The sequence below is a fragment of the Micromonospora sp. NPDC005252 genome (assembly GCF_042872475.1).
In the GTDB taxonomy this organism is placed as follows: Bacteria; Actinomycetota; Actinomycetes; order Mycobacteriales; family Micromonosporaceae; genus Micromonospora.
Genome location: NZ_JBIAKN010000004.1, coordinates 138933 through 150670, shown reverse-complemented (window position 1 = coordinate 150670; position 11738 = coordinate 138933). Strand labels below are relative to the sequence as shown.

The window sequence follows — 11738 nt, the reverse complement described above, 5'->3', positions numbered from 1 at the left end:
TGTCGCCCAGCACCCCCCCAGCTGCGGGGTGGGCCCCCACTCTGACCCGCCCGGGCGGCGGCCGGGGGGGGGGGGGCCGGCGGGGGGGGGGGGGGGGGGCCCCCCCCCCCCCCCGACGGGGTGACTTACTTCTTGGCCTGACCGGCGGCGACCTCTTCCGCCGTCCAGTAACCGGAGTCGATCAGCGTAGCCTTGATGTCGTCCTTGTAGACGGTAGCGATCGGCAGCAGGTAAGCCGGAACGACCTTGACGCCATTGTTGTACGTCTGCGTGTCGTTCGCCTGCGGCTGCTTCTTCTGCAGGAACGCCTCGGCGGCGTTCACGGCCTGGTCGGCCAGCAGGCGGGTGTCCTTGAAGACGGTCGAGTTCTGCACGCCGTCGTTGATCAGCTTGATCGAGGCGATCTCCGCGTCCTGACCGGTCACGACGGGCAGCTTCTTGGCGCCGCTACCGTAGCCGGCGTTCTGCAGGGCGGTGATGATGCCCCGGGAGATGCCGTCGTACGGCGACAGCACGCCGTCGACCTTGGAGCCGTCGTTGTAGCTGGAGGTGAGCAGGTTCTCCATCCGCTTCTGCGCGGTCTCCTGCTGCCACCGCAGGGTGGCGACCTGCTCGGGGGTGGTCTGCTTGGACTTGACCTTCAGCGTGCCGGCATCGACATACGGCTTCAGGGTGTCCATCGCCCCGCCGAAGAAGTACTGCGTGTTGTTGTCGTCGAGCGAGCCGGCGAAGAGCTCGATGTTGAACGGCCCCTTGGCGGTGCCCTTCGAGCCGTCCTTGTTCAACAGGCCGAGACCGACCAGCAGCGCGGTGCCCTGGGCGACGCCAACCTTGTAGTTGTCGAAGCTGACGTAGAAGTCGACGTCCTTGCTGCCGCGGATCAGCCGGTCGTAGGAGATGACCGGGATCTTCGCGGCCGCGGCGGCCTGCAGCTGGCTGCTGAGCGCGGTGCCGTCGATCGCTGCGATGACCAGGACGTCGGCGCCCTGGGTGATCATCTGGTCGACCTGCTGCGACTGGGTGGGGATGTCGTCGCCCGCGTACTGCAGGTCGACCTTGTAGCCCTTCGCCTCCAGCTTGGACTTCACCGCGTTGCCGTCGGCGATCCACCGCTCGGAGGTCTGCGTCGGCATCGAGACACCGATCGTCAGGTCCCCCGGCTTCTTGTCGCTGGTGTCGCCGCCGCTGCCGGCACCTCCACCACTGCATGCCGCCAGGCTCAGCGCCAGCGCCGCACTACCGAGAGCAACCAGGAATTTCCTGCTCACGGGCTTCTCCTCTCCCGATTCCCCCCGCTGACCGCCGGGGCCACCTGTCACCTTTCGGGTAGTGTTAGCGCTCACATAGGGCACGTCAACACTTGATCCGAAATACCGGTGTCACGGTCTCGTAACGGAGGCTTCGCCACCGAGGCGACCTCGCGAAACCCGGTCGACGATTGATCGACGGCCGCCAGTACGTGCCGGGATCGGCGGCCGCCGAGGCGTACGGCGCTGGCGGCCCTCAGTGGCGCGGCGGGGCGACGCTGTCGCGGGCGACCAGGGTCGGGGCGATGGTCTGCCGCAGGGCACCCCCACCGATGCCCGACTCGATCTGGCTCAGCAACATCTGCAGGCTCGCCCGGGCCACCGCGTCGAAGTCCGGTCGTACGGTCGTCAGCGGCGGAATGAAGTACGCGGCCTCCGGCACGTCGTCGAAACCCACGACGCTGATCTCGGCCGGCACCCGCCGCCCGAACTCGTGCAACGCCCGCAGCACGCCCAGCGCGAGGTGGTCGTTGGCCGTGAAGATCGCGGTCACCTCCGGCATCCGGGCGAGCATCTGCCCGCACCGGTAGCCCGACGCCGCCGACCAGTCCCCGTGCATCAGGGGCGGTGGGTCGACCCCCGCGGCCAGGAGCGCCGCCCGCCAGCCCTCGATCCGGCCGGCGCTGTCGAACCAGTCGGACGGCCCCGAGACGTGCCACACGGTGCGGTGCCCCGCGTCGAGGAGATGCTGGGTCGCCGCCCGTGCGCCAGCCACCTGGTCGACCGTCACCAACGGCACCGGCCGCTGCGGATCGCCGTCGACAGTCACCAGGGGAACGTCCTTGGGCAGCCGTTCCAGGGCTTCGCCGGCCGACTCGACCGGCGCGATGACGACGATGCCGGCCACCCGGTGCGCCAGGTGTCGCTCGACGGCTGCCGAGATGGAGCGGTGGTCGAGGTTGCGGACGCTGCCCACGCTGACCGCGAAGCCCTCCTCCGCGGCCGTCTGCTCCAGGGCGGCCAGCAGTGACGCCGGGCCGTAGAGGGTCGTGTTCTGTGCCACCACGCCGATGACCTGGGACCGGCCGGTCACCAGTGCGCGTGCGGCGCCGTTCGGGCGGTAGCCGAGTTCGGCGATCGCCGCCCGCACCCGCAACCGGGTCTGCTCACGCACGTTGGGGTGCCCGTTGAGCACCCGCGACACCGTCTGGTGGGAGACACCGGCCAGACGAGCGACATCTGTCATCGCGGGACCGTGCACGGCCATTTCACTCCCCCCGCCTGCAACCCGACCCGCGGCCCGTCGACGTTGACTGGAGCGGCCCGGCCCGGTCCCCCTCGCTCAGCCACCACGCCGGTGCTGAATCGCAGGTGACCAGCGCTGGATCGCCGACAGTCTACGCCAGGCACCGCCGCCAACACGGAACGGCTGAGCGTGAACGACACGGCGGGTGCCAGGTCGGGCGGCAGCGCTCCGCGCCGCGCGTGCCGGCCTCCCCTGACCCGAGCCGGCCACGGCGAACCGCCGCCCCGCTCGGCGCTCCTGGACAGAGCGCGGAACAGGGCGGCGGCGGGCCGGAGCCGGGGACGCGGACACCTTCCGCGGTGGGAGAGGTGGTCCGTTCGCGTCACCCGTGGACTACTCGTTGTGTGACCGGCGTCACGGTGTCGTCAGGTCGAATCGGCGCACGGTGACCGCGCCACCGAGCGCCTGTGTGGCGTGGTTGAAGATGGCGAACCGGTAGCCCATGAAGAACTGCCAGTTGTTCGCCAGGGTCAGGGCGTTGCCGAAGGACGTGAAGTTGACCCCGTCGGTGCTGTACGAGAAGCGGGCCAGCCGGCCGGACCCGGGTCTGATGTCGGCGTTGGCCCGCAACCAGATCCGGCCACCGGAGACGGCGGTGCTCGCCACCTCGCTGCCGGTGCTGGTGGTGTTCCAGTTGCCGTCCATCGTGAGCCCGTTCTGCATGACCAGGCGGGTGGACCCGTTGTCCCGCCGGACCCCGATCCACGCTGACGAGTTGCGCAACACCGCCAGGCCGGTGCGATCACCGTCGCGCATCGTGGAGTAATCCAACTCGATGGTGGCGGTCGAGGTGGGGCCCTGGATCCGGTGGGTCAGCGTGTTGCGCGCGGCGTACAGGTCGCCGGTGACCGTGGCAGTCTGCAGCTGCAGCCCGTTGTTGACCGACCACCGGTTGTTGTCCGGGTTGTGGTTCCACTCCCACTGCGGGCCGAGGGTGGTGCCGGCGAACGTGTCGGTGCCGGTGAGTGGCTTCACCGCCCGGGGCGCGGCGGGCAGGTTCGGCTTCGGGTACGAGCTGCCCCACGCGCCGTTGACGGTCTGCAGCACCGGCCAGCCGTCGCCGGTCCAGGTGATCGGCGCCATGGCGGGCATCCGGCCACCGGGGTACGCGTCGACGAACGCCATGTAGTACCAGTCGCCGTTCTGGGTCTGCACCAGTCCGCCCTGGTGCGGCACGCCGCCACCGGAGATCGGGCCGGGCAGGTTGAGCAGCACCTGACGCTGCTCGTAGGGGCCGAACGGGCCGTTGGTCGACTTCAGCACGTACTGGCCGTTGGCCGGCCGGGTGAGCCAGATGTAGTAGGCGCCGTTGCGCTTGTAGAAGCGCGCGCCTTCCAGCGTTCCGATGCTCGACGGCGTGCTGTAGACCTGCTGGCTGCGGACCTGGGTCTTTCCGTCGGCGGACAGCTGCGCGACGCTGATGGTGGTGTTGCCGTACGCGACGTACATGGTGTCGTTGTCGTCGATCAGCATGCCGGCGTCGTAGTAGCAGTTGGGGATGGTGGTGAGCTTGCTCCACGTCGAGTCGACGGCGGACGCGGTGTAGATGTGGGTCTGCGCGAAGTCGATGCACCCGGCCCAGTAGAACGTCTTGTTGCTCGGCCGGTAGTTCAACGTCGAGGCCCAGATCCCGTCGACGTACGCGTTACCACCGCTCATGTCGTACTTCGAGCCGAAGTCCAACCGGGGTACGGAGTGGCCGGCGTACTCCCAGTTCACCAGGTCGTACGAGCGCAGCACCGGAGCGCCCGGCGAGTAGTGCATGGTGGACGCCGACATGTAGTAGACGTTGTCGACCCGGATGATGTCGACGTCGGCGAAGTCCTGCCAGACCACCGGGTTCGAGTACGTGCCACTCGACGGGGGCGGAGTCGTGGGGGGCGGCGTGGTGGGGTTGCCCCCGCCGTCGACGCGCACGAGCTGCCACTGCTGGTTGGTGCCGTTCCAGTCGTCGTACTGCACGATGTTGCCGCCGTCGGCGGTCGAGGCGCCCTGCACCTCCATCACCTTGCCGCTGTTGCGGTTGATCAATCGCACGTAGCCGCCGTCCGAGTCGGCGAGCTGGAACTGTTGGTTGGTGCCGTTGTTGTCGGTCCACTGCACGATCGCCGCGCCGTTGGCGGTCGAGCGGTTGTAGACGTCGAGCACCTTGCCCGACAACCGCGACTTGAGCCGGTAGTAGCCACTACCGGAGTCCACGAACTGCCACTGCTGCTGGTTGCCGTTGTTACGCGTCCACTGGGTGATCCGAGCGCCGTCGTTCGTGGCCAGGTTGTACACGTCCAATGCCTTGCCGCTGTTGCGGTTCACCAACACGTACCAGGCGCTGGTGTCGACCGTCGCCGCTGACGCGGGCGCCGCGGCCACCGCCGCGGCCGCGCCACCGACCACCAGTGTCATCGCGGCGACGGCGAGTCTCGACAGCCACCCGCGCCCACGTGGCGCACCCCGGGGAACCCGACCGATGGAAAGCATGATCCTCCTCTGCTGACGCAAACCGTGCGGTCTGGGTCGGCGTCCGCGGCACCGGGCGGGGCACCGAGCTGACCACGCCCGACCATGTGATCGCTAACACCGATCGCCCGACCGTCGCGGTGACGAGGTGCCGAAACCGCGGGGTAGGACGCGCGCGCGGCCGGACCAGCCAACGACATCGACCATCTTGGCTATAGACTGTGAGCGATAACATGCTGTTAGTCAAGGCGTAACACAACCGCCTCGTGGCCCTGCTGGCGCACACGCGAACGGGTGGCCCACCCCCGCCCGCAGGCAGGAATGGACCACCCGTTTGTCAGAACGCTGCGAGCGCGCGGATCAGAAGCCGCGGGCCAGCCGGTAGTAGGCCTGGTTCCAGCGGATCTCGTCGGCGAAGCGGCGCGGCTCGGTGTCGGCGTCGATGACGACGAGCTCGGTCCGGCTCATCTCGGCCAGGTCGTGCAGCTCCTCGGTGCCCACCGCCTGCGACAGCACGGTGTGGTGCGGGGCGCCGGCGGTGATCCACGCCTCGGCCGAGCCGGGCAGGTCCGGTCGCGGCCGCCAGACGGCGCGGGCGACCGGCAGCCGGCGCAGCGGCTGCGGCGGCGTCACGACGTCGATCTCGTTGGCCACGAGCCGGAACCGCTCCCCCATGTCGGCCAGGCCGAGCACCACCGCCGGGCCGGGCGCGGCGTCGAACACGAGCCGCACCGGGTCCTCCCGCCCGCCGATGCTCAGCGGGTGGATCTCCACGTTGGGCACGTCGGACGCGATGGTCGGGCAGACCTCGAGCATGTGGGCGCCCAGCACCAGCTCCTGACCCGGAGTCAGGTCGTAGGTGTAGTCCTCCATGAACGACGTGCCGCCCGCGACCCCCACCGACATCGCCTTGAGGGTGTGGACCAGGACGGACGTCTTCCAGTCACCCTCACCACCGAAGCCGTAGCCGTCGGCCATCAGCCGCTGCACGGCGATGCCGGGCAGCTGACGCAGACCACCGAGGTCCTCGAAGTTGGTGGTGAAGGCCCGGAAGCCGCCAGCGTCCAGGAACGCACGCATGCCGAGCTCCAGACGGGCCGCGTAGCGCAGGGAGTCGTGCCGCTCGCCCCCGGGAAGCAGCTCGGCGCCGACGCGGTAGCTGTCGTCGTACTCCTTGACCAGCTCGTCCACGTCGGCGTCGGCGACCTCGCCGACCACCTGAACCAGGTCGTTGACGCCGTAGGTGTTGACCGACACCCCGAAGCGCAGCTCCGCCTCGACCTTGTCACCCTCGGTCACCGCGACGTCGCGCATGTTGTCGCCGAAGCGGGCCAGCCGCAGCGACCGCATCGCCGACCAGCCGAGCGCCGCGCGGGCCCAGGCCCCGACCCGGCCGGTCACCCGCGGGTCACTCACGTGCCCGGCGACGGTCTTGCGGGCCACCCCGAGGCGGGTCTGGATGTACCCGAACTCACGGTCGCCGTGGGCGGCCTGGTTCAGGTTCATGAAGTCCATGTCGATCTCGTCCCACGGCAGCAGGACGTTCGCCTGGGTGTGCAGGTGCAGCAGTGGCGTCTGCAGGGCGTCCAGACCGGAGATCCACATCTTCGCCGGTGAGAACGTGTGCATCCACGCGATGACCCCGATGGCCCCCTGCGCGGCGGCGTCCCGGCAGACCTGCAGGATCTCACCGCTGTTGGTCAGGACGGGCTTCCAGACCACCCGGGCGGGAATCTGCGGCGAGTCGTCGAGCGCGGCCGCGATCTGGCGGGACTGCTCGGCGACCTGCCGGAGCGTCTCCTCGCCGTACATGCCTTGGCTGCCGGTGAGGAACCAGATCTCGGGGTGGGTTTGTGGTGCCATGGGGTTGCCTTCCGCGAGAGGAACGGTCACTTGTAACGAATTCCGATGAGGCGCTGGAGGAGGATGAACGCGAAGAGCAGTCCGCCGATCACGATCTTGGTCCACCAGGAGTTGAGACTCCCGTCGAAGGTGATGAGGGTCTGGATCACACCCAGCACCAGCACGCCGAGCACCGTGCCGAAGACGTAACCCGAGCCACCGGTGAGCACGGTGCCTCCGATCACGACGGCGGCGATGACGTCCAACTCCATGCCGACGGCGATCAGCGGCGCACCCGAGAGGGTGTAGAAGGACAGCAGGATGCCACCGATCGCGGAGCACAGACCGCTGATCGTGTAGACGGCGATCCGGGTCCGCCCCAACGGCAGACCCATCAGCAGCGCCGACTGCGGGTTGCCGCCGACCGCGTACACGTTGCGCCCCAACCGGGTGTAGGCCAGCACGTACGCCGCGACGAGCACCACGGCGAAGGCGATCAACACGCTGATCGAGACGAAGTTGCCCCGGGGGTCCCCGATCCGCTCCTGCGACATCCTGGTCCAGAACCCGTCGGTGATCGGGATGGACGAGCCGGAGATGAACGTGCACATGCCGCGGGCGAAGAACATCCCGGCGAGCGTGACGATGAACGGCTGGATGTCGAAGAAGTGGATGGCGCAGCCCATCAACAGGCCGAGTGTCGGGCCGATGAGCAGGGCGATGACGAGCACGAGCGCCGCGGGCAGACCCTTCTGCAACAGATCCGCCGACACCATCGCCGTCATGGCGACGACGGACCCCACCGACAGGTCGATGCCACCGGTGAGGATCACGAAGGTCATCCCCACCGCGACGACGAGCAGGAAGCCGTTGTCGATGAAGACGTTGAAGATGACCTGCACGTTCGAGAACGCCGTGTACTGGGACACGCCGATGCCGTACATCACCAGGAGCAGGGCGAGCGTGGCAAGCACCGGCACCTGCCGCCGAGGCAGCCGGATCCGGGTGCGGCGGGGGGCGGTGAGCGATCCGGTGGTCATGCCGGCACCTGCTCCTTCGGCTTGTCGGCGACGGGGCGCGGCGGCGGGGCGCTTCTTCTGCGCCGGCTGAACTTGGCTCGGAACGCCGGCGCCTGGATGAGGCAGACGGCGATGACGACTACCGCTTTGAACAGCAGCGACGTCTGCGGTGAGATGTTCATGGCGTACACCGTGGTGGTCAGGGTCTGGATGATCAGCGCGCCGAGGATCGTGCCGCTCAGGAAGAACCGGCCGCCGGCGAGGGACGTGCCACCGATGACGACCGCGAGGATGGCGTCCAACTCCACCCAGAGGCCGACGGCGTTGCCGTCGGCGCTGGAGACGTTGGCCGTCATCATGAAGCCGGCGATCGCCGCGCAGACGGCGCTGACGACGTACGCGAGGAAGATGACCCGACCGGAGCGGATGCCGGCGAGCCGGCTCGCCTCCGCGTTGCCGCCCACCGACTCGATGATCATGCCGAGTGCGGTACGGCGGGTGAACGCGGCGACGAGCAGTGCCGCGGCGAGGGCGATGAAGATGGCCAGCGGCAGGGTCAGCAGGTGGCCCAGCCCGATCGCCCGGAACGGCTCGGAGTTGATCGTGATGATCTGACCCTGGGTGATCAGCTGGGCGAGGCCCCGGCCGGCCACCATCAGGATCAGCGTGGCGATGATCGGTTGGATCCCGATCACGGCCACCAGCACCCCGTTCCAGACGCCGAGCACGAGCGCGACCCCCAACGCCATCGCGAGGGCGGTCAGCACCACGGTGAGACTGTTCTGGTCGGGCTGCTTGCTGATGTACATGCAGGCCATCGCGCCGCTGATCGCGCAGACCGAGCCCACCGACAGGTCGATGCCGCCGGTCGAGATGACCAGGGTCATGCCCAGCGCGACGAGGATCAGCGGCGCGCTCAACCGCAGGATGTCGATCGGCGAGCCGTACAGGTGCCCGTCCTTGAGCTCGATGGACAGGAACCCGGGCCGGTAGATCGTGTTCGCGGCGAGCATGGCGACCAGCACGGCGACGGGCCAGAACAGCCGGTGACCGATCATCGTCCGATAGCGGCCCATGGTGTCGTTCATCGGTCCACCTCCTCCCGGTGAGATCCACTCGCGATCGTCTGCATGATGCGCTCGGCGTCGAGGTCCTCGTCGTTGGCGAGCTGCGCGACCATCTGCCGGTCGCGCATGACCGCCACCTTGTGGCTGAGGCGCAGCACCTCCTCCAACTCGGCGGAGATGAACAGCACCGCCATCCCGCCGTCGGACAACTGCGTCACGAGCCGCTGGATCTCGGTCTTCGCGCCGATGTCGATGCCCCGGGTCGGCTCGTCCAGGATCAGCAGCCGCGGCTCGGTGATCAGCCACCGGGCCAGCAGCACCTTCTGCTGGTTGCCGCCGGAGAGGTTGCGGACCGGCACCTCCGGGTCCGCCGGACGGATGTTGAGGGCCTTGACGTACTTGTCGACCAGCTCGTCCTGGCGGCGGCGCGGGATGGGCCGCAGCCAGCCGCGGGCGGCCTGCATGGCGAGGATGATGTTCTCGCGGACCGACAGTTCGGGAACGATGCCCTCGGCCCGGCGGTTCTCCGAGCAGAAGCCGACGCCCTGGTCGATGGCCTGCGCGGGGGTACGCAGGCTGCCCGACGTGCCGTCGATCGCGACCTGCCCGCCGTCGGCCCGGTCGGCGCCGAAGAACAGCCGCGCCACCTCGGTACGCCCGGAGCCCAGCAGACCGGCCAGGCCCACCACCTCGCCGGAATGGATGGTCAGGCTGAACGGCGCGACCGCGCCCGCCCGGCCGAGGTTCGACACCGCCACCAGGGGGGTGCCCTCCTCCAGCTCGGCCAGGTCCCGCCGGGAGTGCTCCTCGATCCCTTCGAGGACGTCGAGTTCCTTGCCGATCATCTTCTCGACGAGGCTCAGCTGGGGCAGCTCGGCGGTCAGGTACTCGCCGACGAGCCCGCCGTTGCGCAGCACCGTGATGCGGTCGGCGATCTCGTAGACCTGGTCGAGGAAGTGGGTCACGAACAGGATCGCGATGCCCTCGTCGCGCAGTTGCCGCATGATGCGGAACAGTTGCGCGACCTCACCCGCGTCGAGGCTGGACGTCGGCTCGTCCAGGATCAGCACCCGGGCCTGGATGTCGATCGCACGGGCGATCGCGACCATCTGCTGGATCGCGAGGGAGTACGAGCCCAGCGGCGCGCTGACGTCGAGGTCGAGGTCGAGGCGGGCCAGGAGCGCGCGGGCCCGTCGGCGGACCTCACCCCAGCGGACGGCGCCGAAAAGCCGCGGCTCGCGGCCGATGAAGATGTTCTCCGCCACCGAGAGGTTGGTGCAGAGATTGACCTCCTGGTAGACCGTGCTCACCCCGGCCGCCGTCGCCTGCATCGGACCGGTGAAGGACACCGGCTCACCGTCGAGGGTGATCGTGCCCTCGTCGGTGTCGTAGACGCCGGTCAGCACCTTGATGAGGGTCGACTTGCCGGCGCCGTTCTCGCCCAACAGGGCGTGCACCTCGCCGGGGAAGAGCCGGAAGTTGACGTCGTGGAGTGCGCGCACCCCGGGGAAGGACTTGCTGATCCCGGTCATCGTCAGGACCGGACGGCTATCCGTCATCCCATCAGACCTCTTCTGGGGGTTGTCGACGCGGATGGGCCGCTGCGCTCCCACCGCGCCCGCCCGGCCGCCCCGGCGGGAGGCTCGGGCGGGCGTGGCGCGGGTCATGCCCGGTCCGTTCGGGTTTATGGGGCGACGCGGCGGGGTCGCCACGCGAGCGCGGCGACCCCCCTGCGTCGATCAGTACTTGCGGTTGGGCAGAGCCTCCTTGGCCTGCTCAGTCGTGAAGGTGGTCTCCTCGGTCTCGATCCGAGCCGGCACCGTCTCGCCCGCGTGGACCTTCTTGGCCAGGTCCATCAGCTGCGGGCCGAGCAACGGGCTGCACTCCGCGATGAAGTTGAACTTCCCGTCGGCCAGGGCCTGCATACCGTCCTTGACGGCGTCCACAGTGATGATGGTGATGTCCTTGCCGGGCACCTTGCCGGCCGCGGTGATCGCCTCGAGCGCGCCCAGACCCATGTCGTCGTTGTGCGCGAACAGCACGTCGATCTTCGGGTTGGCCTTGAGGAACTGCTCCATGACCTGCTTGCCGCCGGCCCGGGTGAAGTCGCCCGTCTGCGAGGCGATGACCTTCAGGTTCGGGTTGGCGGCGATCGCCTCGGCGAAGCCCTTCTTGCGGTCGTTGGCCGGCGCCGCGCCGGTGGTGCCCTGCAACTCCACGATGTTCACCGGGCCCGAGGCGGCCTTCTTCTGCTCGACCAGCCACTCACCGGCGAGACGGCCCTCCTTGACGAAGTCCGAGCCGAGGAAGGTCTTGTAGAGGGTCTTGTCGGCCGAGTCGACCGAGCGGTCGGTCAGGATGACCGGAATGCCGGCGTCCTTGGCCTCCTTGAGGACGGTGTCCCACCCGGACTCCACCACCGGCGAGAAGGCGATCACGTCGACCTTCTGCTGGATGTAGTTACGGATCGCCTTGATCTGGTTTTCCTGCTTCTGCTGAGCGTCGTCGAACTTCAGCTCGATGCCCGCCGCGGCCGCGGCATCCTTGATCGAGGTGGTGTTCGCGGTACGCCACCCGCTCTCCGCACCGACCTGGGAGAAGCCCATCGTGATCTTGCCGTCGTCCTTGGACCCGCCGCCGCCGGTGTCGCTGTTGCCGCAGGCCGCCACGCCGCCCACGAGCAGCACGCTGGCGAGGACCGCGACAGCGCGCCACGGAGCGGACTGCGTTCGCATCTTTCTCATCAGTTCTCCTTGGCTGTGGTGTGGTGGGACCGCGCGAGCCGCCGACGTGCGAAGGGTGG

Annotated in this window: 8 protein-coding genes; all 8 read right to left on the bottom strand. The window is 68.8% G+C overall.

The window, feature by feature from the left end:
* Positions 1–125: 125 nt before the first annotated feature.
* The 8 genes from chvE to ACFYPH_RS13685 all read right to left on the bottom strand — a co-directional run bounded on the left by chvE (position 126) and on the right by ACFYPH_RS13685 (position 11679).
* Entirely contained in the window at positions 126–1268 is a 1143-nt protein-coding gene (gene chvE, locus ACFYPH_RS13720) for a multiple monosaccharide ABC transporter substrate-binding protein (RefSeq protein WP_234582843.1), read from the bottom strand.
* Positions 1269–1503: 235 nt separating this feature from the next.
* A complete protein-coding gene (locus tag ACFYPH_RS13715; protein ID WP_354862002.1) occupies positions 1504–2493 on the bottom strand; it encodes a LacI family DNA-binding transcriptional regulator in 990 nt (329 codons plus the stop codon).
* Between the two features lie 414 nt (positions 2494–2907).
* Positions 2908–5028, bottom strand: coding sequence for an RICIN domain-containing protein (locus tag ACFYPH_RS13710; protein WP_387181670.1), 2121 nt, complete (start codon positions 5026–5028; stop codon positions 2908–2910).
* Between the two features lie 339 nt (positions 5029–5367).
* Positions 5368–6870, bottom strand: coding sequence for an L-arabinose isomerase (araA, locus tag ACFYPH_RS13705; protein WP_354861998.1), 1503 nt, complete (start codon positions 6868–6870; stop codon positions 5368–5370).
* A 26-nt stretch (positions 6871–6896) separates the two neighbouring features.
* Positions 6897–7889: a galactofuranose ABC transporter, permease protein YjfF gene (gene yjfF / locus ACFYPH_RS13700; RefSeq protein ID WP_354861996.1), complete on the bottom strand. Its 993-nt coding sequence runs from the start codon at positions 7887–7889 to the stop codon at positions 6897–6899.
* Positions 7886–8956, bottom strand: a complete 1071-nt coding sequence (locus ACFYPH_RS13695; RefSeq protein ID WP_354861995.1) for an ABC transporter permease — start codon at positions 8954–8956, stop codon at positions 7886–7888. The genes yjfF and ACFYPH_RS13695 overlap by 4 nt, the downstream gene beginning before the upstream one ends.
* Positions 8953–10494, bottom strand: coding sequence for a sugar ABC transporter ATP-binding protein (locus tag ACFYPH_RS13690; protein WP_363939396.1), 1542 nt, complete (start codon positions 10492–10494; stop codon positions 8953–8955). The genes ACFYPH_RS13695 and ACFYPH_RS13690 overlap by 4 nt, the downstream gene beginning before the upstream one ends.
* Before the next feature lie 180 nt (positions 10495–10674).
* Positions 10675–11679: an ABC transporter substrate-binding protein gene (locus ACFYPH_RS13685; RefSeq protein WP_387181665.1), complete on the bottom strand. Its 1005-nt coding sequence runs from the start codon at positions 11677–11679 to the stop codon at positions 10675–10677.
* Between the last annotated feature and the right edge of the window lie 59 nt (positions 11680–11738).